Raw genomic sequence first — 22,722 nt, forward strand, 5'->3', positions numbered from 1 at the left:
ACAGAACTAAGATGCTAAGAAATATGCAGAGTAAATTCCTTCCGGTAGGGCTTATGCTGGCGATTGTACTAACCGCAGGCATTGGAACGGCTAGTCTGGGACAGAGTAAGAAAAGTAAAAAAGAAAAAGGGTACGTACAAATCTTCGATGGCAAAACCCTCAAAGGCTGGGATGGCGATCCAACATACTGGAAAGTTGAAGACGGCTGCCTGACGGGTGAAATAACACCATCAACACTACTCAAAACCAATAATTTCATTATCTGGCAAGGCGGTGAACCGGGCGATTTCGAGCTGAAAGGCGAGTTTAAAATTACAGAAACGGGTAACTCAGGCATCAATTATCGGAGCGACCAACTGACCGATATACCCCATGCGCTGAGAGGGTATCAGGCCGACATCGACGGAAAAAATAACTACACAGGCCAGAACTACGAAGAACGGAAACGGACAACCCTGGCCTACCGTGGTCAGAAAACGGTTATCGAACCCTATACCGGGGAAAATACACCAGAAGCCATACGGGCCAAAGTAAGCCGGAATGCCTGGACGGGTATGAAAGTAGTAGGTTCGCTGGGTAGTTCCGATTCGTTGAAAACCCTCATCAAGCCCGGCGACTGGAATACGTTCCACCTCGTTATCAAAGGCAATCATTTACAGCACTATATCAATGATGTACTGATGAGCGATGTGACGGACGACGATACCGTAAACGGAAAAGCAAAGGGTCTGCTTGGCGTACAGGTACACGTTGGCCCGCCCATGAAAGTGCAATATCGGAATTTGATGTTAAAGCAAATGTAATCTTCGGTTTACGGTATTCAGTTTATGGTGGCTCCGCCTATCAGCATACATCCTACTAAAGCAGCGATACCGTAAACCGAAACCGTAAACCACAAACCGAATTCCCCCTTGACATTACCTCCCTGGCATAATAAAGTATCGAATACCGCTCAGATCGGTGGCATCGAAACCTCTGTTCTGGACAATGGTTCCGGTCGGGGAACCCGCATTGCCTGGATCAACACAGGCACCGGACTCCGCTATAAAGTTGTTCTTGATCGGGCTATGGATATTGCCGACGCTTTTTATAATCAGCACAGCCTGGCCTGGCTGAGTCATGTTGGCATCACTCCTCCCGAGCCCTTTTCAGATCAGGGAATCGATTGGTTACGAACCTTTACGGGTGGTTTACTCACCACCTGCGGACTCACTCATGTAGGCGGTCCCGAGCAGGATGCCTATGGAAGCCGTGGCCTGCATGGGCACATCAGCCACACCCCCGCCGAAATTGAGTCCATTGTTCAGCCTGACCCAGCCAGGGGTTTGCTGGACATGAGTATTACGGGGCGCATGAAAGAAACACGTGTATTTGGGCCAAGTCTGGAGTTAAGGCGTACCATTTCCGGAACACTCGGCCAGGCAACGATCCGAATCCACGACGAAGTGATTAACCGGGCTAATACGCCTGCCCCGCATATGCTGCTCTATCATTTCAACTTCGGCTGGCCACTAGTCGACGAAGGCACCGATATACTCTGGCAGGGCAGTTGGCAAACCCGCGAAGGCGGACTGAATGGGGAGACGTTTCGGGAGGGTAACCACTTCCGCAAATGCCCAGCCCCGCAGGAAAGCCACAACGGAACGGGCGAAGCCGTTGCCTTTATCGACATCCGGCCCGACGAATCGGGCTTATGTAGCACTGGCTTATACAATGACAATCTGAAATTGGCATTGGCATTACGCTTTCCCAAAAATCAATTACCCTGGCTAACCAACTGGCAGCATTGGGGCAAAGGCGAGTATGTTACCGGTATCGAACCCGGAACGCATCCACCTATCGGACAAGCCCAGGCTCGCGAACAGGGAAGCCTGTTGCGTATCGAACCAGGACAAAGCCGGACCTATGATCTCGAACTTGAAGTCCTGACCGACAGCACCCTCATTCATGAATTTGTAAGCAAGTACATATAAGTCGAGTAACAATACCCCTTATGGAAACAACCGAAAAAGTAAGCGTAGCAGCAAAAGCATTAGAGCAGGGGCAAGGAATTTTACGGCTTACGCCAACCTGGGTTCCCCGGTCATTTTGTGTACCCGGCCGCCGGATCAAACTTCACCCCGATGATTACTACGTACTGGGTGGCGAACGTGGCGGAATCGACGAGCGTTGGTTTTCATCGACAACTCCGGCAAAAAACGGGCCGCTAACGGGCGAAAATGAAGGGTTAAGCCATATTGTTTTTCAGGATGAAGATGGTCAGGAAGTTCAGTTTCTGCTAAAAGATGCAGTCGATGAACTAAAAGGCGAACTGATTGGCGACCGGTTATGGAACGAATATGGTGCCTGGCCGATGTATTCCAAGTTTTTCGACAATATGGGGCCCCTACCCCACCACCTGCACCACAACGACGAACAGGCTGCGTTGATTGGTCAGTTGGGCAAACCCGAAGCCTATTATTTCCCGCCACAGGTCAATAACCATGGTGGCGATTTCCCCTATACGTTCTTCGGTATTGCTCCCGGCACCAGCAAAGAGCAAATTAAAGAATGCCTCAAAAACTTCACGAAAGGCGATAACAAAATCACAAATTACTCGTCGGCCTACCGGCTTGAGCCGGGCACCGGCTGGGACGTTCCGCCCGGACTTCTGCACGCGCCGGGTAGCATGTGTACCTACGAACCGCAGAAAGCATCGGACGTGTTTGCCATGTATCAATCGCTGGTGAACGAAGCCATTATTCCAGAAGAATTGCTCTGGAATGGTACGCCCAAAGATCGCATCGGCGATTATGATCAGTTGATGGAAGCCATCGACTGGGACCTGAACGTCGATCCGCAAATGATGGCCAACCGGTTCATGCGTCCCAAACCCGTTCGGGACGAAGCAGAAATGAAAGCCGAAGGCTACAGCGAAGTATGGGTTTGCTACAAATCGGAGGCTTTTAGCGCCAAAGAGTTAACGGTATTCCCCGGCCAGACGGTTACCATCAAAGACAATGCTGCCTATGGACTGATCATGATGCAGGGACACGGCAAAATGGGCGTTTGGGACATCGAAACACCAACCATGATCCGCTACGGTCAATTAACGAACGATGAGTTTTTCGTAAGTGAAAAAGCGGCTATGGAAGGCGTCACGATTGTTAACCACTCGACCACCGACCCTATTGTCATGCTCAAACACTTCGGTCCAAACAACCCTGATCTGGATCTGACTAGTTTGTAAAGTTTACGGTATTCGGTTTACGGTTGCCCTGCTTTAGAAGGACATAGCCCAATAAGCAGCGCAACCATAAACCGAATACCGTAAACACTCAACCTTTAAACCATAACCTGTCCATGAACGAAAATAATTATCCTAAGCTCCACAACGCAATGTGGCCTGGCGTTGTCGGAAAAGGCCCCGATTCTGAGCCTGTAATTGGTTTCGACACCATGCTCGAACTAACGGCTGCTGCCGAAGTAGACGGTGTCAAATTTGATGGTGTCGATCTGGCCCTATTCGAACACCTCGACATCAATATGTCGGACGACGATATCAAAAGGCTGGCCGATAAAGTAAGCAGCTACGACCTCAAAATCGGCTCACTGGTTGCGCCAATCTGGGGTGGCCCCGCAATGGGCACCCGTGAGCAGCGTACGCAGTTTGTTGAAATGGTGCGCAAATCCTGCTCCATCGGTCAGAAACTAAAAGAAATCGGGATTCGGCCAAGTGGTGTTGTTCGAATCGACTCAGCCTCCTCTCCACACGATTGGGCCGTTGATCCGGTGGGCAACTCCAAACTAATTGTTCAGACTTTTCAGGAGGCCTGCGACGTTGCTGCCGACTATGGGGAAAAGCTGGCCGCTGAAGGCGAAATCTGCTGGGGAGGTATGCATAGCTGGAAAACAATGGTCGATACGCTGGTTGCCGTAGACCGGCCCAATATGGGTTTCCAGGCCGATATGGCACATACGCTGCTCTATCTGTTGGGCTACAATAGCCCGGAAGACCGGATTCTCCCCCCCGATTTTGACTGGAGCGATCGCAAAACGCTGAACGAAGCCCTGAAAGCCGTTACCAAAGCGCTTCGCCCCTGGACTATCGACTTCCATGTTGCGCAAAACGATGGAACCGTATTTGGATCAGGCTCACACGACAAAACCGGTCGCCACTGTCAGGCACTAGACCCTAATGGAAAGCTCGACGTTGCTCATGATGCAGGCTACTGGCTGCGCGACGAAAACGGTCAGCTCACCAAAGCCTTCCGACATATCTGCTGGGATGGCTGTATGTTCCCTAACGAAGTGATGACTCGCCCCCAAACCTGGAACGACATTCTGGCCACAATGATCAAAGTCCGCCAACTGCACGGCTGGTACGAAGCAGAATAAAAAAAGCCCCCTAGCCCCCAAAGGGGGCCAATCTTTTAAAGAAATGGCAAACAAAAAAGAAATACGAATTGGCTTAATTGGTACCGGTTTTATGGGCCGGACACATTCGAACGGGTATAACCGTGTACCCAACTTTTTTCCTGACTTAGCCTATACCCCCGTTTTAAAGGCCGTTTGCTCACGAAACCCCGATAAAGTAAAGGCCTTCGCTGAACAGTGGGGTTACGAATCGACCGAAACAGACTGGAAAGCCATAATTGCCCGCGACGATATCGATGCTGTCGATATTTGCACCCCAAACGATTCGCATGCCGAAATAGCGATTGCAGCCGCTAAAGCCGGGAAAATGATTCTTTGCGAAAAACCGCTTGCACGCACAGTTGCCGAAGGCCAGCAAATGCTCGATGCAGTTACGGAAGCCGGTGTGAATACAACAGTCTGGTACAACTATCGTCGGCTTCCGGCCGTTACGTTGGCCAAACAAATCGTCGATTCAGGTAAACTAGGCAAGATTTTTCACTACCGGGCCAACTTCCTGCAAGACTGGACCATTAGTGCCGATGTGCCGCAGGGCGGGGCTGGCACCTGGCGTATGGATGTCGAAGCGGCTGGTTCGGGCGTAACGGGCGATTTGCTGGCGCACTGCATCGATACCGCTATGTGGATCAATGGCGGCATAACCGACGTGTCGGCCGTTACTGAAACCTTCGTGAAAGAACGCTTTCACCAACTAAAAGGTAAAGTTGAACCCGTTGGCATCGACGATGCCTGTATCTTCCATTGCCATTTCGACAATGGTTCGCTGGGATTGTTTGAATCGACCCGCTATGCCCGTGGGCACAAAGCATTATACACCTTCGAAATTAATGGCGAACACGCATCCATTCGCTGGGATTTGCATGACCTGAACCGGCTCGAATATTTCGATCACCGCGACGAAGGCATTGTTCGGGGCTGGCGGTCGATTCACGTCACCGATGGCGATCAGCCTTATATGGACAAATGGTGGGTTCCGGGTCTGGGTATCGGCTATGAGCACAGTTTCGTTCATCAGGTTGCCGATTTCCTTAAAAGTCTGGAAACCGGCGAACCCTGTGGCCCTACTTTCAAAGACGCCCTGGAAACCCAGAAAGTTTGTGAAGCCGTTCTTGAATCGGCAGCCGCCAAAGCCTGGAAAGACACTGGCGTGCAGTGGAGCTAATTGTTAAAGAGCGAAAGAGTGAAAGAGCGAAAGAGTGAATTAGACGCAGATGCAGTCCGATTTCACTCTTTCATTCTTTCACTCTTTCATTCTTTCGCTCTTTCATTCATTTACTCGTTAATACAATGCAGGATTACATTCTTCAGGTACGTGGTTTGACCAAAACCTTTGCGGGCGTAACGGCACTGAACAATGTGCAGCTATCGGTTCGGAAAGGCGAAGTCCATGCATTAATGGGTGAGAACGGGGCAGGCAAATCGACGTTCATGAAGATTCTGATCGGTTTACTCAAACCTGATTCGGGAGAGATTCTGTTCGAAGGCCAGCCACTGCACGTCAAAGGGGTTAGTGAAGCCCTCCGCAAAGGCATTTCGATGATTCATCAGGAAATTCTGATGGTTCCGGAACTAACTGTTGCACAAAACATTTTTCTGGGCCGCGAGCTAACCCATCGGTTTCCGGGTTGGCTGAATGACCGGACAATTTGCCAGAAAGCTGAAGAAATTCTGGCCCTGATCGGTGTTCACATCGATGTTCGAACGCCGATGAAATACCTGAGTGTGGCCGAAATGCAGATGGTTGAAATTGCCAAAGCCATTTCGAACGACGCTCGGGTAATTATTATGGACGAGCCTACATCGGCCATCTCTGATAAAGAAGTAACGACCCTATTTTCGATCATTAAAGACCTGACTCGCAAAGGCGTTGCCATTATTTATATCTCGCATAAAATGGATGAGATTTTCTCCATTGCCGATACCATAACGGTTTTGCGGGACGGAAAATACATTGCTACCAATCCGGCATCGAGCATCAACACCAATCAGTTGATCGCCCTGATGGTAGGCCGACAAATCGACAACCTCTTCCCAGACACCGATGCCCAGAAAGGCGACGAACTTTTGGCAGTTCGCCATCTTAGCCGTAGCGGGGCATTTACTGATATCAACTTTACGGTTCGGGCCGGCGAAGTGCTGGGGCTTGGGGGGCTGATGGGCGCTGGCCGTACCGAAGTAGCCCGCGCTATTTTTGGTCTGGACCCTATCGACAATGGTGAAATTTACGTAAAAGGCAGGCCCATACGGATTAAATCACCACAGGATGCCATCGGGCATGGAATTGGCTACGTCAGCGAAGATCGTAAAGGACTGGGATTTATTCCGCAGCTATCGGTTAAAGAAAACATTACCCTGGCGAGTTTGACCAGCTATGCGAAAGGCCCTTTTATTCAGGATGGTCACGAAACCACCGCAGCCGTTCAGATGGTTGAAACCCTGCAAATCAAAACAGCCGGTGTCGACCAGAAAATAGCTAACCTTAGCGGTGGTAATCAGCAGAAAGTAGTGATTGGCAAGGTACTGCTTTCATCACCGGATATTGTCATTCTCGACGAGCCTACCCGCGGCATCGACATTGGGGCCAAATTTGAAATCTATAAACTCATTCGCCAACTAACAGACAACGGAATAGCTATTGTCCTGATTTCGTCGGAACTCCCGGAATTAGTAGGAATGAGCGATCGGGTGCTTGTTCTGTCGGAAGGCAAACAAACGGCTTTGCTATCGAAAGAAGAAGCCAGTCAGGAAACCATTATGACCTATGCCATGCCGCAATAACTTGTCTTAACAGCCTGCATGAAAAACGTACTTACCAGCTATTTCAATCAGAGCAAAGGTACCGTCCGGGTTCCGAAGCGGGGCATTGGCCAATATGGAATTTTTATTGCATTCATTGTCCTGTGCGTTCTATTAGCTATTGTAACACCAAAATTTCTGACCGTTTCGAATCTGACCAACATCGTAACGCAGGTATCTATCAATGCCCTGCTGGCGTTTGGCGTTACGTTTGTCATTATCACGGGCGGTATTGATCTATCCATTGGCTCAATGGTTGCCGTTACGGGTGTTGTTGCGGCCTTGTTTGCTCATCCCGATAGCTATCCGGTTATTGTACCGGTGCTGGCGGGTTTACTGGCAGGGCTGGCGCTGGGTGCTCTCAATGGATTTGTGATTACGCGAACTAAAGTACCTCCCTTCATTGTCACCCTCGGAACCATGACCATCGGTCGGGGTCTGGCGCTAATCCTCAGCAAAGGCCGTCCTATTTCGAACCTGTCCGACTCATTCAATTTTATTGGTGGCGGCCAGGTTCTGGGTATTCCTTCTCCAATCATTATTCTCATTATTGCTTTTATAGGCTGCTCCGTTCTGTTGAAAAAGACCGTTATGGGACGATATATGTATGCTGTTGGTGGCAACGAACAGGCTGCCGAAGCCTCGGGCATTCAACTGAACAAAGTAAAAATGATGGTTTATACGCTTTGCGGAGGGTTAGCTGCTCTGGCCGGTATTCTACTGACCTCCCGCATCACAACGGGGCAACCCAATGCAGGTATTGGTTTCGAACTCGACGCCATTGCTGCAGCCATCATCGGCGGCACCAGCACATCCGGTGGCACGGGCACTATTACCGGCACACTCATCGGCGCTCTGTTGATTGGTGTAATTAGTAATGGCCTCGATCTGCTCAACGTAACGTCCTACTACCAGCAGGTTGTTATGGGCGTGATCATTATTGGTGCCGTGGTGCTTGACAGCCTGAGCCAAACAAACAAACGATAACTAACCCACTCATTTTCTATAAATGATACGCATACCATCAACTATAGTATGTAATGTTCTAGGACTTACCTTATTACTCGCCGGATGCGGCCAATCTGGCAAAAGCGATCAAAACGGACAAGACAAGCCGCTTGTTATTGGCGCTACGATGCTCAGTATGCAGAATGAATTCATTGTCAACGTCAACGACGAGATGGCCAAAAAGGCTGAAGAAAGTGGTGTTGAATTTATTTCTGTCGATGCCGAACGGTCGGCGCTGAAGCAAATTGAGCAGGTCGAAAGCTTTATTGCCCAGAAAGTCGATGCCATCATCATGAACCCCTGCGAAGTCGAAGCCAGTTCTCCGGCTGTAACGAAGGCCCTGGCGGCTCATATTCCAATCATCAATGTTAATTCGGCCACCAGCGCCAAACCAACCGCGTTTGTCGGCTCCGACGATGTCGAATCGGGTCGTATTGCCATGAACTATATTGCGAAACGGCTCAATGGCAAAGGCAATGTTGTTATGATGCACGGCTATATGGGTCAGGCAGCGCAGATCCAGCGCGAACAGGGTGCCCGCGAAGTATTGAAACAATTTCCGGGATTGAAGCTGATTGCTCACCAAACTGGCGAATGGGATCGGGCCAAATCGATGGCATTGATGGAAAACTGGATTCAGTCGTACGGTTCCGACATCAATGCGGTTTTCGCGCAGAATGATGAAATGGGTATGGGAGCCGTAAAAGCGCTAACCAGTGCAGGATTAAAAAACAAGGTAATTGTGGTTAGTATTGATGCCATTCCTGATGCCCTACAGGCCGTAAAAAACGGCACGCTGGATGCAACTATTTTCCAAAATGCCGAACAACAGGGAGCCAAAGCGATAGAAACGGCAATTAAAATTATTAAAGGACAGCCATACGATAAAGAAACGCTCGTTCCATTTGAGCTGGTTACTAAAGAAAACGTTGGGCAATACATTAAATGATTGTATGCTTCTACTTCATTTTCCTGTATTAACTCTACCCAATACGGCTTAAAAAGGTTAATTTTTACCTTCTCAGCAACGGGCAGCGCATCATTTGCGTATCAGAGAATGAATAGGTAATATGAACAAGATGAAGGAAAAACGCCCGGACAATTGTCCGGGCTGTTTTTTTACGTCTATAGTCTTAAGCTTCTTTTAACCTCTTGCCTTTTCTAACTTCTTAACTTTGTTAAGAAGGTTTTTGGAAAAGAGGATGGTTATAAATGCCGGACTTTATGAGTCCGGCGTTTTTATGTTAAGGTATTTTAACATACGATTTCACTAGAGTAGCCTTACCTTTGTGGCCTGTAAGAAATATCTCATAGGTTAAGAAAACGGCAAACGCCAATCCTGTTAGGGCTGGCGTTTTTTGTTAAGCTGGAGATGTCTTTATTCGGCTGCCATAGCCAGCTCAGATTCTATATAGCCCCGGGTATCGATAAACAACCTGTCGAGGTAATTTAACAAGCCTAAGGCGTTGACCCGCGCTGGTGTTGCCACCCCATCCATATGCCGTTCGGACGTAACAACGCCCTGCGTCGTAATCAGGAGCCTGATAGGCCCCGAAACCAGTTCTACGTGTGTTTTTCCCCGAAGCAGACGAACCGATTCGCGTTGGTCCCAATATGGATAGCCTAGCCGAAAGCATTGCTTGGCCTCTGCTTCCGTAAGGCCAACCAGCCGTCGTAGAATTGGTCGGACATGCTGGGGATTCATGGCCCGCGGAAACGAATCGCCTTCGAGCAAAACACCAACGGTGGGCGTCATAGGGTTGCCCTCTATTTTATCCCGAACATATTGAAGAATACCAATTTCGCCATGTTTTGTGTAGTCGGGAAACCATATCTGCACCTTTCGCCCAAGATAGCGGGTCAACTCCTTTGCCGTGAGTGTTGCTAGTGCGTTCATTATGACTGATGCCTGTTCTGTTTCGATAGAATTAAGCATGAATCTATAAATATCAGATGGTTATAGGCGATTGGCAAGAAAATACAATTTTTTGTATTCTACACCATAAATATGTATCTATAAAGCAATAATAATTAGCCAAATGCACAAAAAGCATAAATTATATACACAAAATCAAGAAAAGACACCTTTATAGATACACATTTACCGGAAATGGACTTACGGAGTAGCAAGACAGATTCACTAATCCACTGATAATTAGACTTATACACAACTATTCAGATTAGGCTAAAGATTCGTCTATTCGAGCCATTTCTGGAGCCCGACATGCAGAACCCTGTACTTTGCAGGTGTAGCCTGAATCTAAGACAAACCCATAGCCGTATATAACCTGAAAAGAAGCTTACAGCGTATCGGATCAGGCCACTCTTATGGGGTAGCCTGATTTTCTTGTGTAGCCCTACAGAGCAAATTCTGGGCTTTGGGAGTTAGCTGAACACGAACTTATTCAACTCCTTTTGTTCGCATTTGTACCGTATAAACCGATTCGGTGGCAGTTATGAATAATGTTTTACGGTCTTTTCCACCAAAACATACATTCCCGACCCAGCGCGACGGAATAGGAATAGTACCGATCTTTTTACCGGTCGGATCATACACCGTAACCCCCCGCCCCGACAGATAAAGATTACCCTGATTGTCGAGCGTCATGCCATCGGAGCCCTGGGAGACATACAACTGGCGATTGGTTAAACGACCATCGGCATTGATCTGGTACCGGTATGTTTTGTTGGCCCGTATGTCGGCAACATACAGGTATTTCCCGTCGGGAGTACCAACAATACCGTTTGGCTGCATCAGATCGGCATCGACAACCTGTGCTTCTTTTTGGCCTTTTGGCAAATAATACACTTTCTGGCCGTCGATATCCGGCTTTTTACGCTCCCAATAATCGCGCTGATAATAAGGGTCGGTAAAATAAATACCCCCTTTCGAATCAATCCATAAATCGTTAGGACCGTTTAGCCGCTGGCCCTTAAAATCGGTCATTAACACCGTTACTTTCTTATCGGGTGTAATAGACCAAAGTTCGTCCTTCGCATCGGCGCAGGAAACCAGATTCCCTTTTTTGTCGAAGTACAATCCATTAGAACGTCCTGCCTTATCCATAAATAAACTTAGCTGGCCATCCGTACCATATTTCCAGATTTTGTCGTTAGGTTGATCCGTAAAATAGATTTCGCCTTTACGATTAACTGCCGGGCCTTCCGTAAAAGTAAACTGACTTGAAATCTGCTTCACAGTAGCGCCCGGAGCCACTACACGAACCGAATCGGCCAGTTGCGCATTCTGCTGTTGGCCAACTGTAATTGTGGGTAGGGCAACAAGCAATGCCAACACTAGCCCAGCTTTATAGAAAAAGGTCATGAGTCGAAACGTAAATACCTACCGAAGACGAACAATGCTTTAATTCTACTGTTTATGGGGTTACTATCGGAGAAAACGCCCGTAACTCGTCTTACAAAACTAGCGCCATAAGTCGAATGGCAGTTAACCCGGATTGCAGAAACAATACTACCACTAATAAGTTTCTATAGAACAACTATACATTTCCATTTAACTTGCCTCTTCTTTACGTATATTGCAAATCGTTCCTTTACCGTTTTTTTCTATTTGAGATCGTCCGCTTTCTATACCAGGGAAGTACTGTTGCTTAATGACTTTATCGAACGTTGACCTAACTAACTGCGAACGGGAGCCAATTCACATTCTCGGCGCTATTCAATCGTATGGCTATTTACTGGCCATTCTTCCCGAAACATATTCAATTGTTCATGCCAGCGATAATATTGCCGAGTTGCTGGGCCTGCCAGCCGAGCAGTTGCTGGGAAAAACAATTGAGTCCGCTTTAGCCGATACAGTGCTGCCAATTGGCTCATTGGTTGAGTTTCTCAATGTTGGCCGCCGAAACGGATCGTGGGATGGTCTGAATCCCTACCAGCTTGTTCTAAACGAAAAAACCTGGAATCTCATCGTTCATCAGCACGAAGGTCTTGTGCTGCTCGAATGGGAGCCCGTCGGCGACCACAACTCGTTTACGAATCAGCAACTGATTTCTCAGGCCCTGACCGAAGTCCAGGCTAGCCGAACGCTAGCCGAACTGCTGCAAAATACGGCACGACGAGTGAAAAAAATTATTGGTTACGACCGGGTGATGGTATATCGCTTTGAGGCCGATTGGCACGGCCATGTTGTGGCCGAAGAAAAAGAACCTCATCTGGAGCCGTATCTGGGTCTGCATTATCCAGCATCTGACATTCCCCGCCAAGCGCGCGAACTTTATAAGGTAAACCTGGTTCGTCAAATTGCCGATGCAGCCAGTAAACCATCCCGCATCCTGTCGGAACCCGACTGGCCTGCTAACCGCCCACTCGACCTGACGCATTCGGTTTTGCGAGCGGTGTCGCCAGTTCATATCGAATACCTTGGCAACATGGGTGTGCGAGCCTCGATGAGCATTTCGCTGCTCTACCAGGGTGAACTCTGGGGCTTAATCTCCTGCCATAATTATTCACCCCGATTTGTGGATTATCCGGCGCGGCAGTCGGCTAAATTTGTCAGTCAGTTATTATCGGCAGCACTCGAATTCCGAAAAGACGAAGAAGACCAATCCAACCTGCTCCATTTTCGTCAGCGAGGGCAATATATTCATGAGCAGTTGCTACTGGACGAAAATGTGGTTCAGGCGCTTACGAAGCGGTCGTTTACTATTCTGGATATAACAAAAGCCTCGGGAGCGGCTCTGCTGTTCAACAATAAAATTTATAAATTAGGCAATACTCCCAGCGAGGCCGACATACTGGCATTAGCCAACTGGATCAAAGCCAGCGACACCGAAACCTTTCTGGAAACCAATCAGTTGCCCAATCTGTATCCACCCGCCGAAGCGTTTCGACAGGTGAGCGCCGGTTTATTAGCCATTGTACTCTCTAAAGAGCTTAATGAATACGTATTTTGGTTTAAGCCCGAGCGGATTCAGGAAGTAACCTGGGCAGGCAATCCTGATAAACCCGTAACCGTTGGCGACGATGGTCAGGCTCGGCTCAGCCCTCGCAAGAGTTTTGAAGCCTGGACGCAAATCGTACACAACACGTCTGATCTCTGGTCTGAAGCCGAGGTTTCGGCCGTTGTTAAACTCCGGGAAGATGTACTTCAGGTAGTAACGAAGCAAGCCAATGAAATTCGGCTGTTGAATCAGCGGCTCCAACTCGCCTACGAAGAACTCGATGCCTTTAGCTACACCGTTTCGCACGATCTGCGCACCCCCCTATCGTCGATCCGGTGTTATTCAGAAATATTACTGGAAGAATACGGCCAGGATTTTAACCCTGATGCGCGGGCACTTTTTCAGAAAGTTGTTGACTCCACCGAACGAATGCGATCGCTGATCCGGCATATTCTGTATTACTCACGCATGGGCCGTACCGAATTAACCAAGCAGTTGATTGATATGCGTAAATTACTGGAAGGTATTCGGGAAGAAATTCTGGTAACGGCTAAAGACCGATCGCTCACTATCGAGATTGGCGATGCTCCGCCTATTGTGGCCGATCCGACCATGGCCCTTCAGTTGTTTACGAACCTAATCAGCAACGCGGCAAAATACACAGGTCCTGTGCCGCAGGCACTTATCCAGATCAACGGAAAACAATCTGACGGCGAAGTTATTTATACTGTAGAAGACAACGGAATTGGTTTCGACATGAAACAGTCAAGCAAGATGTTTGATCTGTTCAAACGTCTGGAAAATGCCCGATCGTTTGAAGGCTCGGGAGTTGGGCTGGCTATTGTAAAACGAATTATCAACCGCCACGAAGGAAAAATCTGGTTTCATAGCGAACCTAATCGAGGCTCAACTTTTTCGGTTTCTTTCCCTTATGAGGTCACAACCTAAACATGGCAGACGTTCTCTATATTGAAGATAATGCAAATGATGCGGATATTTTCAGTCGCCTTATGCACAAACTGAAACTTCCCATCAGCTATAAAGTCATAAACAGTGGCTCCGATGCCGTCGATTACTTAACGGGTCAGGGAAACTATCGGGAGCACCCCTCACCACTTCCCAAACTACTTTTACTCGACCTAAATCTGGTAGGATTAAGCGGTTTCGACATAATACAGTATGCCCGATCGGTTGAACGCACTCGTTACTTACCAATTGTTGCTTTTAGCACATCCGATAACCCAACCGACATTCGATCGGCCTACGAAGCGGGAATCAATGCCTATGTCGTAAAACCGGGAAGCTACCAGGCCACAGCAACCCTGCTGCGCCGAGTCTATGATTTCTGGCTGGAAAATAACACCCGAATCGATAACAAATGACCTCCCTACCCGAACGGCTACGCCAGGAAACCCGCTTACTTCACCAGCAAACCGAGCAACTTTTTTATACGGAAGCGCTCCAGAATGCTACGCTCACCGTTGCGCAATATGAGCATCTGTTGCGTACTCATCTGGTGTTTCATCAGGATCTGGAAACTGCTATCGACCAGCATTCTGACTTTTTTCGGGATTATGAGCCCCTCACTCGCAAAAAAACGCCCTGGCTCCTTGCCGATCTGGATTATCTGAATAGCCCCAAACCCGCGCCAATGGCCAATCTGTTTATAGACTGGTCTCCAATTGCCCTGTTGGGCGCAGCGTATGTAGGCGAAGGTTCGATGCTCGGCGGCACAGTAATCTGGAAGCTTTTACAGAATAACAAAGCTATTGAGCCCCTACTTGCTCAGACCCGTTTTTACCAGGGTTATGGATCAGCAACAGGAAATTACTGGCGCAATTTTGGGAGTTTTCTGACCCGCAACGGATCAGCCACTCCTGATGTGGTTATTGAAGCTGCCAAACAGGCTTTTGTTACTTACCAACAAATTTTCGAGCAAACGGAGCCAGTTCGTCTCCTAAACGAATAGGCTGGCCGCTCAACGCATACCATTACGACAGAACAGGCAAAAACACCTTAAATATTGAGCCAGAACCGGGTTGACTTGTCGCATCGATAGCTCCACCATGACTTTCGGCAACACGTTGACAAATAGCAAGTCCTATTCCGGTTCCACCATAGGTAGCAGTATCGTGCAAACGCTGGAAGGGCGTAAAAATCCGGTCTTTATAGCGTTCATCAAACCCAATTCCATTATCGACAACGGTGATCAGCCAGAACGACGATGCAGGCTGATCCTGTAGTTCAGGTGGTAACACATCGGCCAACGCGGACTGATACCGTATCTGAATAACGGGCTGTCGGCCCGGCAGCGTAAATTTGAGTGCATTGGCAATCAGGTTCTGAAACAATTGCCGCAAACGCGACGAACTCCCCCGAACGGCGGGCAATGGTACGGTATCGATTCGGGCTTTTTTTTCGGTAATACGTATCTCCAGATCGCTAAGCACGTCGGTTACAACATCGGTTAACGATACTTCCGCAAACGGTTCCCGCTGTGTAGTTAACTGCGAATAGGTGAGCAAATCTTTGATGAGCAGTTGCATTCGCCGGGCCGATTTCTGAATTCGCCGAATCATATCCCGTTCGCCATCCGACAAATTATCGGCAAACTGGCTATTCAGCATATCGCTAAAAGCCTGAATCCGGCGAAGCGGTTCCTGCAAATCGTGGGAGGCTATCTGCGCAAACTGTTGCAAGTTTTCGTTCGAACGCTTCAGTTCGGCGTTTGCTTCTCTTAGCTCGGAAGCCTGTTGCTGAGCGGCCAGCTCGGCCTTTTTACGGTCAGTAATGTTATTGTACGTTACCACAACGCCGTTGGTACCCTGTTTCACAGCCGACACCTCAAACCAGCCTTCCAGGCCAAAATCATCACGATAGTATTGAGTACTCCGCTCCGATTTTCCCGTTTCTACGACCCGAATATACAGGTCAAAAAAGCCGTTTTCGCGATTGCCCGGAAATACAGTCAGCAAGGTTCGCCCAACAATTTGGTCGGGCGTCATAAAATTACTTTTTATAACCGCTTCGTTGGCCGTATCCATCATAAAATCGATGATAAGACCGGCTTCGTTGCGGATGGCGGTCATAGCAATAATGCTATTCAGCGATGCATCCAATACCGTTCGCAACTGATGCGTTTGCTGTTCGAGGTCCTGAGTTTGTTCAGCTACTCGTTGTTGCAGCAATTCTTCCGACCGTTTGCTATCGGTAATGTCGATAACCGTCCCGGTAAATCGGCTGGCTATGCCCTGCTCATTAAAAAAAGCCTGTCCATTGGCTCGTATCCAGCGCAGACTTCCATCTTCAATACCTACTGTCCGATATTCGATATCGTAACGGCCAGCGCTTCCGGGTTGCAAAGCAGCCTGCACCACCCGGTCTGTACGCTCCCGATCATCGGGATGCAGTGCCTTCAGAAACACAGAATAATCGACAAAAGCGGTTGGCGATAAGCCAAACAATTCTTTTGTTCGCTCCGACCATATCAGTTCGCCCGTCAATGGATTCATATCCCAGGTTCCGAGTTGCGCCGACTGAATGGCCAGCCGTAATCGCTCTTCGGTTTCGCGGGTCTGCATCTCCGCTCGTTTACGATCGGTTACATCAACCAATACGCCCGAAAACGTCACGGGTTCGCCACTGGCATTATACGTCAATTGACCACGGGCAAGCACCCATTTACTTTCTTCTTCCCGATTCACAATCCGGTACTCTGCCTCATAATTCTGACCCGACTGCATAGACCTCTGAATCAACTGAATGATTCGATCCCGATCGTCGCTATGAATATTGTTTGTAAATACATTCAGAGGTAGCCCTTCAGTTGCATCAGCGCTTTTCTGGTCGAACATCCGCAACAGATTGGAGTCGCCATATACTCTATCGCTATCGATATCCCAAAACCAGGTGGCAATAAGACCAATGCTAAGGGCAGTCTGAAACTGGTTATAGGAACGCAGCAACAAGGCTTCTTCGGGGTGCGGAGAACGTTGATAGTTAAGTTGATTCATAACCGATGGCGAATACTCCCACTAAACTACAAACTAACCAGAAATTAAACAGATTACTTATTAAGCGACCTGCAATGCATACAAAAAAGCCTCCTGACCAGTCAGGAGGCTTTCAGTATTAGAGAAAACAATAAGAACTATTGGCTAACCGATGCTTTTTTCATGCTCTTATGCATGTGTTTCATACTTTTAGCAGAATCGGCTTTTGCATCATCGCCCATCTTTTTCGCCCCGTGCTTCATTTGCCTGGCCTCTTTTTTGGCCATTTTAGCCTCTTTCTTCGTCTCATCCTGAGCAAATGCAGCGCCTGCCATCAACAGGATGGCTACAGCAGCAATCATTACCTTTTTCATAGAATTTATTGATAGATGATTAACATACTACCAACAGACCATAGACTAAAAGGTTATTAAACTTCTGTTAAAACAAACTTGTTCACCCAATCAGGAATTGCCCGATTTGACCGACTTTTTCTTGACCTTTGTCGACGTTGTTCCCGTTCGAACGCTGCTGTGTGCATCCGTTTTTGTTGTCCCATTACCGCCTGCCCTGCCGGCCTGGTTTTGTTCCAGCGTAGTACCCGTTCCAGTTGAGACCCCCATTGTGCCATCGTGAGTATTGGCGGCCGATGGGTTTGACCGTACCTCATCAACAGGCGAGATCGTACCGGCCGTAGTAGAGGCAGCTTTTGTTGTAGGCCGGGTTTGTTTTTGCTGGGCCATAGCCGTTCCTGCCAGTAGCAGCAAACAGGCAACGGTTGTTGTTAGGTTAATCATCAGTATCGTTTGTTTAGTTGATGATAACCTAACTCACGCCATCAGTACAGGTTTACAAATGCTCCAGAATCCAAGCAAACGGACTTGCCTATACAGCTACTTTAAATTCTGATGTCAGATGGAACTGAATATCGGGGTTATTTTGCTGATTCATGCGTAACATCCACTCCGATTCGGCCAGAAACACCGGATTCCGATCTTTATCGTAGGCGATCTGATTCCCTTTCAAGCGGATAAATTCAGCTAGTTTGGCAGGGTTTTCGGCCGTAATCCAGCACGCTTTGGTATAGTTGAGTGGTACCCAACGGCATTTGGCTCCGTATTCGTTTTCCAGACGATATTGAATAACTTCGAACTGGAGCTCCCCAACGGTTCCAACAATTTTTCGATTGCCCAAATCGAGCGTAAACAACTGGGCAACTCCTTCGTCGGTCAGTTGCTGAATACCCTTGTCGAGCTGCTTCGATTTCATGGGGTCGAGATTGACCAACTCTTTAAAAATTTCGGGTGAAAAGCTCGGAATCCCCTGAAATTGTAACTCTTCGCCTTCGGTCAGCGTATCACCAATTTTGAAGGTTCCGGTATCGTATAAGCCAACAACATCGCCCGGAAACCCTTCCTCAACCACACTTTTGCTATCGGCCATAAAACTAAAAGGCGACGCAAACCGAACGTTTTTGTCCAAACGGGTATGATGATAAAACTTACCCCGCTCAAACACGCCGGAACAAATCCGCAGAAAGGCAATCCGATCGCGGTGGCGCGGGTCGAGGTTGGCGTGGATTTTAAAAATAAAACCACTAAAATTCTTTTCGTCGGGCAAAACCTCCCGCTTGTTAGTTGGGCGGGCAATGGGTTCGGGTGAAATCTGACAGAACCCTTCGAGCAATTCTTTTACACCAAAATTATTGACCGCCGATCCAAAAAACACCGGAGCCAGCTTACCGTCCAGATAGGCCTGCCGGTCGAATGCATCATAGACGCCTTCAATCAGTTCGACGTCTTCGCGCAGTTGCTCGGCATCGCGCGGCCCTACTTTCTGGTCCAGCAATGAATCGGCCAGTTCAATGGGCAGCACATCGTCTTCGACTTTCGTTTTATTAACTTTAAAGAAATATAATTTTTTCTCGATCAGGCTATAAACGCCTTTAAAGTCGGAACCCATATTGACGGGCCAGGTCATGGGCCTAACCCGGATGTTGAGCTTCTCTTCAAGTTCATCGAGCAGGTCGAACGGGTTACGGCCTTCGCGGTCGAGCTTGTTAATGAAAATAATAACCGGTGTGTCGCGCATCCGGCAAACCTCCATCAGGCGCTCGGTTTGCTCCTCAACGCCTTTCACACAGTCGATCACCAGAATTACACTATCGACAGCCGTAAGTGTCCGATAAGTATCTTCGGCAAAATCTTTGTGACCAGGGGTATCCAGAATATTAATTTTCAGATTATCGTACTCGAACGTCATCACCGATGTAGCCACGGAAATACCCCGTTGCTTTTCGATTTCCATAAAATCGGACGTAGCCGTCTTCTTGATTTTATTGGATTTTACGGCACCTGCCGTTTGGATAGCACCACCAAATAGCAGCAGTTTTTCGGTCAATGTGGTTTTACCGGCATCGGGGTGACTAATGATCGCAAAAGTTCGCCGGCGAGCCGTTTCAGCCTGTATATTCGTTTGCATTATTCTCAGAATCAGAACACAAAAATACGAAGATAAGTGAAGAATGAAGAGTGAAAAATGAAGAATAGTTGCAGACTTAATCAGGTACTCTTCATTTTTCTATCTTCATTCTTCACTTATTTTAAACAAACGCCCACAATAAAAGTGCCCATCCGGCAATCATGGCAACGCCACCCAGTGGAGTGATCGCACCAAGCCAGGTAATCCCCGTGAAACAGAGAATATAGAGCGAACCGGAGAAAATCAGCGTACCGCCCAGCAAGGAATAGCCCGACCAGTTCAGGAGCTTTACGATTGACGGATTGCTGCTAAACACCTGCATTAACACGCCTACCAGTACAAGAGCCAGGGCATGGTAGAACTGATATTTAACGGCTGTTTCGAAGGTGGCTGTGCGCCCGGAGGCTTCCAGCATCCCCCGCAGAGCATGTGCCCCAAATGCACCAAGCGCAACGCCCAGCAGCCCCAGGGCCGCTCCCGATTGAATAAAAAATTTCATAAATCTGAACCAAGATTTTAACGAGATTATACGGATTAATGAGCCTAAAACTGCAATGTAAATCCTAGTAGTCTTTACAATCTTGTTAAAATCTTGGTTCAGACACGATTTCCAAAAATAGCACTTCCAACCCGAACCAGCGTACTCCCTTCTTCAACGGCAATCAGATAGTCGCCACTCATCCCCATTGAGAGTTCTGAAAACTGAACATTTTTCCGATTTATCGTTGCCAGTTTATCATATAACTGCTTTAAACCACGAAATTCCTGCCGAATCTGTATCTCATTCTCGGTGTTGGTTGCCAGCCCCATTAACCCAACAATGCGGATGTTTGGCAAGCTTTCCAGCATTGGTTCATTCAGCAGGTCTTCGGCTTCGTCGGGCAAAAGGCCAAACTTCGTTTCTTCGTCGGCAATATAAATTTGAAGCAGGCAATTAATAATCCGGTTGTTTTTTGCGGCCTGTTTGTTGATTTCCTGTAGCAGTTTCAGGCTATCGACCGAATGGATCAATGCTACAAATGGGGCTACGTATTTAACCTTGTTTGTTTGTAGATGACCAATCAGGTGCCACTCAATGTCGCCTGGAAGCAGTGGATATTTTTCAACCATTTCCTGAACTTTGTTTTCTCCAAACTTGCGGCAACCTGCTTCATAAGCCTCGCGCAGCATATCGACGGGCTTCGTTTTAGTAACAGCAATTAGTTGAGCGCGGCCATCCAGTTCTGTTTCAATTCGACGAATATTATCAGCGATCTTCATAAGGCAAACCTCGGTTCAGTACCGACCGTTTATTAATATTGTGCAAAGATAGGTTTGAGAACTACGCGAAATCATGTAGTTTTTGCCCCTAAACAGTCTAAATGGTACAATAAACCAATGGATGATGTAGTTTTGGTAAGGATTTAACCACAACCCGTCAGCTTAATACTTAATACGAATGGAACCTAGACCACAATCACAAAATAATAGTCGTAGTTATCTGCTGGCTGCCCTGCTGGTGCTGGCGGCATTGAACCTACTACTACTCTATTTTTATTACCAGGAGCGCCAGGACAACAAAACGAAGGACGCCACCATTGCGGCCAAAACAGAAGAAGTCCTGTCGGCCAAAACCAAACTAGACTCTATTTCGGCCCAACTGGATGCTAAAATTGCCGAGATTCAACAATTAGGGGGCAATGTTGATTCCCTGATGAAGGTAAAGGCCCAACTGGAAGTTGATAAGCGTGAACTACGGAATGTCAACACATTTGATAGTAAGAAGTACGAACAGAAAATCAGAAACTATCAGGCTATACTGGCTCAGAAAGATCAGGAAATTGCCCGCCTAAAAGAAGAAAATGGGGTATTGACCCAGCAAAATGAATCGCTGGCGCAGGAAAACAATAGCCTGAAAGCCGAAAAGCAAACATTAAGTGATTCGGTTGTAGCTGTATCGTCGAAAAATCAGGAACTAGCCGAAAAAGTCACGATAGCAGCAGCACTCCGGGCCGAAAACATTACTGTCGATGCCATCAACAAACGAGGTAAAGAAAAAGATGGCGGCAGTTATAAAGCCCGGAAAATTGATAAAATTAAAGTGTCGGTTCGGCTGGCGCCCAACGGTCTGGCCAAGCAGGAAGAAAAAGATCTCTACATGCGCATTCTGGACCCAAGCGGTGCTGTTGTTTCAGACATGGCAACGGGTTCGGGCGAGTTTACCTATAACGGCCAGGGTATGATTTATACAGCCATGCAACGGTTCATGTTCGACAACAGCCGTCAAACGGTCGATTTTATCTACGGCCGGGGCGGTCAACGCTTCAGTTCAGGAGCATACACCATCGAAATATACTGCGAAGGCTTCCGAATTGGCGAAGGCGGCTTTACGGTGAAGTAAAAGAAGTGAAGAGTGAAACATAAGAAGATGCAGTTCCTATTTTTCATTCTTCACTTTGCACTCTTCACTTCTTTTCTTTACCTTTGCGGCCTCATATTCAAACCAATATACGTACAATGTTTCTTAATAACTACGAAACGGTGTTCATTTTAACTCCCGTTTTATCTGAAATTCAGATAAAGGACGCCGTTGACAAGTTTCGCAAAGTGCTAACCGACAACGGTGCGGAACTCGTTCATGAAGAAAGTATGGGCCTTCGCAAACTGGCCTATCCGATCCAGCACAAGAACACGGGTTACTACCAACTCATTGAGTTTAAGGCTCCCGGCACTATTGTTGAAAAGCTTAACACCGAATATCTTCGGGATGAGCGCGTGATCCGTCATCTGACGGTTTCGCTTGACAAACATGCAGTTGCGTATAACGAACGGAAGCGTAACGGTCTAGTGGGTAAGAAAAAACAAACCGAAAACGCCGGGGAGGCCAAGTAATCATGAGTTTGCAAAACGAATCAGTCTCGAAAACCGAGAACCGCAAAAAATACGACCGTTTTAAGAAAGCGGGGATTAAATATATCGACTACAAAGACGGCAACTTCCTGCTGAAATTGCTGAACGAACAGGGCAAAATCCTTCCTCGTCGGCTAACCGGAACAAGCCTGAAAAACCAGCGTAAAGTGGCCCAGGCCGTCAAACGCGCTCGTCATCTGGCTATCCTGCCTTATGTAGGTGATTCTCTGAAATAA

22 protein-coding genes are annotated in these 22,722 nt (G+C 47.8%); 14 read left to right on the forward strand and 8 right to left on the reverse strand.

The window, feature by feature from the left end:
• Nucleotides 1-11 precede the first annotated feature (11 nt).
• The 8 genes from WBJ53_RS25515 (at nucleotide 12) to WBJ53_RS25550 (ending at nucleotide 9,169) form a co-directional block, all read left to right on the forward strand.
• Complete coding sequence (locus tag WBJ53_RS25515; RefSeq protein ID WP_338871480.1) at nucleotides 12-803, forward strand: DUF1080 domain-containing protein; 792 nt, start codon at nucleotides 12-14, stop codon at nucleotides 801-803.
• Nucleotides 804-911: 108 nt separating this feature from the next.
• A complete protein-coding gene (locus WBJ53_RS25520; RefSeq protein ID WP_338871482.1) occupies nucleotides 912-1,973 on the forward strand; it encodes an aldose 1-epimerase family protein in 1,062 nt (353 codons plus the stop codon).
• Between the two features lie 20 nt (nucleotides 1,974-1,993).
• Complete coding sequence (locus WBJ53_RS25525; RefSeq protein ID WP_338871484.1) at nucleotides 1,994-3,229, forward strand: hypothetical protein; 1,236 nt, start codon at nucleotides 1,994-1,996, stop codon at nucleotides 3,227-3,229.
• A gap of 113 nt (nucleotides 3,230-3,342) precedes the next feature.
• A complete protein-coding gene (locus WBJ53_RS25530; RefSeq protein ID WP_338871486.1) occupies nucleotides 3,343-4,377 on the forward strand; it encodes a TIM barrel protein in 1,035 nt (344 codons plus the stop codon).
• Nucleotides 4,378-4,420: 43 nt separating this feature from the next.
• Nucleotides 4,421-5,578: a Gfo/Idh/MocA family oxidoreductase gene (locus tag WBJ53_RS25535; protein ID WP_338871488.1), complete on the forward strand. Its 1,158-nt coding sequence runs from the start codon at nucleotides 4,421-4,423 to the stop codon at nucleotides 5,576-5,578.
• Nucleotides 5,579-5,703: 125 nt separating this feature from the next.
• Nucleotides 5,704-7,194, forward strand: a complete 1,491-nt coding sequence (locus WBJ53_RS25540; protein ID WP_338871490.1) for a sugar ABC transporter ATP-binding protein — start codon at nucleotides 5,704-5,706, stop codon at nucleotides 7,192-7,194.
• An 18-nt stretch (nucleotides 7,195-7,212) separates the two neighbouring features.
• Complete coding sequence (locus WBJ53_RS25545; RefSeq protein WP_338871492.1) at nucleotides 7,213-8,199, forward strand: ABC transporter permease; 987 nt, start codon at nucleotides 7,213-7,215, stop codon at nucleotides 8,197-8,199.
• 22 nt (nucleotides 8,200-8,221) lie between these two features.
• Nucleotides 8,222-9,169, forward strand: a complete 948-nt coding sequence (locus WBJ53_RS25550) for a sugar ABC transporter substrate-binding protein (protein WP_338871494.1) — start codon at nucleotides 8,222-8,224, stop codon at nucleotides 9,167-9,169.
• Nucleotides 9,170-9,598: 429 nt separating this feature from the next.
• On the opposite strand, the gene WBJ53_RS25555 is transcribed toward WBJ53_RS25550, so the two are convergent.
• Nucleotides 9,599-10,156 (reverse strand): hypothetical protein, encoded by a 558-nt coding sequence (locus WBJ53_RS25555; RefSeq protein ID WP_338871496.1) that lies wholly within the window; start codon nucleotides 10,154-10,156, stop codon nucleotides 9,599-9,601.
• A 465-nt stretch (nucleotides 10,157-10,621) separates the two neighbouring features.
• Nucleotides 10,622-11,545: an SMP-30/gluconolactonase/LRE family protein gene (locus WBJ53_RS25560; protein WP_338871498.1), complete on the reverse strand. Its 924-nt coding sequence runs from the start codon at nucleotides 11,543-11,545 to the stop codon at nucleotides 10,622-10,624.
• Nucleotides 11,546-11,834: 289 nt separating this feature from the next.
• On the opposite strand from WBJ53_RS25560, the gene WBJ53_RS25565 reads away from it, so the two are divergent.
• From WBJ53_RS25565 to WBJ53_RS25575, 3 genes are read left to right on the forward strand one after another with little or no spacing between them, the layout of a single operon-like run.
• Entirely contained in the window at nucleotides 11,835-14,072 is a 2,238-nt protein-coding gene (locus WBJ53_RS25565) for an ATP-binding protein (RefSeq protein WP_338871500.1), read from the forward strand.
• A gap of 2 nt (nucleotides 14,073-14,074) precedes the next feature.
• The gene (locus tag WBJ53_RS25570) at nucleotides 14,075-14,506 is read left to right on the forward strand and encodes a response regulator (protein WP_338871502.1); all 432 of its coding nucleotides are present in this window, start codon (nucleotides 14,075-14,077) and stop codon (nucleotides 14,504-14,506) included.
• On the forward strand, nucleotides 14,503-15,093 hold the full coding sequence (locus WBJ53_RS25575) for a biliverdin-producing heme oxygenase (RefSeq protein ID WP_338871504.1): 591 nt from the start codon (nucleotides 14,503-14,505) through the stop codon (nucleotides 15,091-15,093). Before WBJ53_RS25570 ends, WBJ53_RS25575 begins: the two co-directional genes overlap by 4 nt.
• Nucleotides 15,094-15,115: 22 nt before the next feature.
• Here the strand turns inward: WBJ53_RS25575 and WBJ53_RS25580 are convergent, their stop codons facing one another.
• From WBJ53_RS25580 to WBJ53_RS25605, 6 genes are all read right to left on the reverse strand, one after another.
• A complete protein-coding gene (locus WBJ53_RS25580; RefSeq protein ID WP_338871506.1) occupies nucleotides 15,116-17,137 on the reverse strand; it encodes a PAS domain-containing protein in 2,022 nt (673 codons plus the stop codon).
• Nucleotides 17,138-17,274: 137 nt separating this feature from the next.
• Complete coding sequence (locus tag WBJ53_RS25585) at nucleotides 17,275-17,490, reverse strand: hypothetical protein (protein ID WP_338871508.1); 216 nt, start codon at nucleotides 17,488-17,490, stop codon at nucleotides 17,275-17,277.
• 90 nt (nucleotides 17,491-17,580) lie between these two features.
• Complete coding sequence (locus tag WBJ53_RS25590; protein WP_338871510.1) at nucleotides 17,581-17,913, reverse strand: hypothetical protein; 333 nt, start codon at nucleotides 17,911-17,913, stop codon at nucleotides 17,581-17,583.
• A gap of 88 nt (nucleotides 17,914-18,001) precedes the next feature.
• Nucleotides 18,002-19,597, reverse strand: a complete 1,596-nt coding sequence (locus WBJ53_RS25595) for a peptide chain release factor 3 (protein ID WP_338871512.1) — start codon at nucleotides 19,595-19,597, stop codon at nucleotides 18,002-18,004.
• A gap of 121 nt (nucleotides 19,598-19,718) precedes the next feature.
• Nucleotides 19,719-20,096 (reverse strand): DUF423 domain-containing protein, encoded by a 378-nt coding sequence (locus WBJ53_RS25600; RefSeq protein WP_338871514.1) that lies wholly within the window; start codon nucleotides 20,094-20,096, stop codon nucleotides 19,719-19,721.
• A gap of 98 nt (nucleotides 20,097-20,194) precedes the next feature.
• Nucleotides 20,195-20,857, reverse strand: coding sequence for a YggS family pyridoxal phosphate-dependent enzyme (locus WBJ53_RS25605; RefSeq protein ID WP_338871516.1), 663 nt, complete (start codon nucleotides 20,855-20,857; stop codon nucleotides 20,195-20,197).
• 178 nt (nucleotides 20,858-21,035) lie between these two features.
• Between WBJ53_RS25605 and WBJ53_RS25610 the strand changes: the two genes are divergently transcribed.
• The 3 genes from WBJ53_RS25610 to rpsR all read left to right on the forward strand — a co-directional run bounded on the left by WBJ53_RS25610 (nucleotide 21,036) and on the right by rpsR (nucleotide 22,722).
• Nucleotides 21,036-21,977, forward strand: coding sequence for a hypothetical protein (locus WBJ53_RS25610; RefSeq protein WP_338871518.1), 942 nt, complete (start codon nucleotides 21,036-21,038; stop codon nucleotides 21,975-21,977).
• A 116-nt stretch (nucleotides 21,978-22,093) separates the two neighbouring features.
• On the forward strand, nucleotides 22,094-22,468 hold the full coding sequence (rpsF, locus tag WBJ53_RS25615) for a 30S ribosomal protein S6 (protein WP_338871520.1): 375 nt from the start codon (nucleotides 22,094-22,096) through the stop codon (nucleotides 22,466-22,468).
• 2 nt (nucleotides 22,469-22,470) lie between these two features.
• Nucleotides 22,471-22,722 (forward strand): 30S ribosomal protein S18, encoded by a 252-nt coding sequence (gene rpsR, locus WBJ53_RS25620; protein WP_012925715.1) that lies wholly within the window; start codon nucleotides 22,471-22,473, stop codon nucleotides 22,720-22,722.

Origin of the sequence: Spirosoma sp. SC4-14, assembly GCF_037201965.1 — a bacterium.
In the GTDB taxonomy this organism is placed as follows: Bacteria; Bacteroidota; Bacteroidia; order Cytophagales; family Spirosomataceae; genus Spirosoma.

Coding starts and splice junctions, on each gene's coding strand:
- WBJ53_RS25515 (WP_338871480.1), top strand. CDS start 12: ATGCTAAGAAATATGCAGAGTAAATTCCTTCCGGTAGGGCTTATGCTG.
- WBJ53_RS25525 (WP_338871484.1), top strand. CDS start 1,994: ATGGAAACAACCGAAAAAGTAAGCGTAGCAGCAAAAGCATTAGAGCAG.
- WBJ53_RS25530 (WP_338871486.1), top strand. CDS start 3,343: ATGAACGAAAATAATTATCCTAAGCTCCACAACGCAATGTGGCCTGGC.
- WBJ53_RS25535 (WP_338871488.1), top strand. CDS start 4,421: ATGGCAAACAAAAAAGAAATACGAATTGGCTTAATTGGTACCGGTTTT.
- WBJ53_RS25540 (WP_338871490.1), top strand. CDS start 5,704: ATGCAGGATTACATTCTTCAGGTACGTGGTTTGACCAAAACCTTTGCG.
- WBJ53_RS25545 (WP_338871492.1), top strand. CDS start 7,213: ATGAAAAACGTACTTACCAGCTATTTCAATCAGAGCAAAGGTACCGTC.
- WBJ53_RS25550 (WP_338871494.1), top strand. CDS start 8,222: ATGATACGCATACCATCAACTATAGTATGTAATGTTCTAGGACTTACC.
- WBJ53_RS25555 (WP_338871496.1), bottom strand. CDS start 10,156: ATGCTTAATTCTATCGAAACAGAACAGGCATCAGTCATAATGAACGCA.
- WBJ53_RS25560 (WP_338871498.1), bottom strand. CDS start 11,545: ATGACCTTTTTCTATAAAGCTGGGCTAGTGTTGGCATTGCTTGTTGCC.
- WBJ53_RS25565 (WP_338871500.1), top strand. CDS start 11,835: ATGACTTTATCGAACGTTGACCTAACTAACTGCGAACGGGAGCCAATT.
- WBJ53_RS25570 (WP_338871502.1), top strand. CDS start 14,075: ATGGCAGACGTTCTCTATATTGAAGATAATGCAAATGATGCGGATATT.
- WBJ53_RS25575 (WP_338871504.1), top strand. CDS start 14,503: ATGACCTCCCTACCCGAACGGCTACGCCAGGAAACCCGCTTACTTCAC.
- WBJ53_RS25580 (WP_338871506.1), bottom strand. CDS start 17,137: ATGAATCAACTTAACTATCAACGTTCTCCGCACCCCGAAGAAGCCTTG.
- WBJ53_RS25585 (WP_338871508.1), bottom strand. CDS start 17,490: ATGAAAAAGGTAATGATTGCTGCTGTAGCCATCCTGTTGATGGCAGGC.
- WBJ53_RS25590 (WP_338871510.1), bottom strand. CDS start 17,913: ATGATTAACCTAACAACAACCGTTGCCTGTTTGCTGCTACTGGCAGGA.
- WBJ53_RS25595 (WP_338871512.1), bottom strand. CDS start 19,597: ATGCAAACGAATATACAGGCTGAAACGGCTCGCCGGCGAACTTTTGCG.
- WBJ53_RS25600 (WP_338871514.1), bottom strand. CDS start 20,096: ATGAAATTTTTTATTCAATCGGGAGCGGCCCTGGGGCTGCTGGGCGTT.
- WBJ53_RS25605 (WP_338871516.1), bottom strand. CDS start 20,857: ATGAAGATCGCTGATAATATTCGTCGAATTGAAACAGAACTGGATGGC.
- WBJ53_RS25610 (WP_338871518.1), top strand. CDS start 21,036: ATGGAACCTAGACCACAATCACAAAATAATAGTCGTAGTTATCTGCTG.
- rpsF (WP_338871520.1), top strand. CDS start 22,094: ATGTTTCTTAATAACTACGAAACGGTGTTCATTTTAACTCCCGTTTTA.
- rpsR (WP_012925715.1), top strand. CDS start 22,471: ATGAGTTTGCAAAACGAATCAGTCTCGAAAACCGAGAACCGCAAAAAA.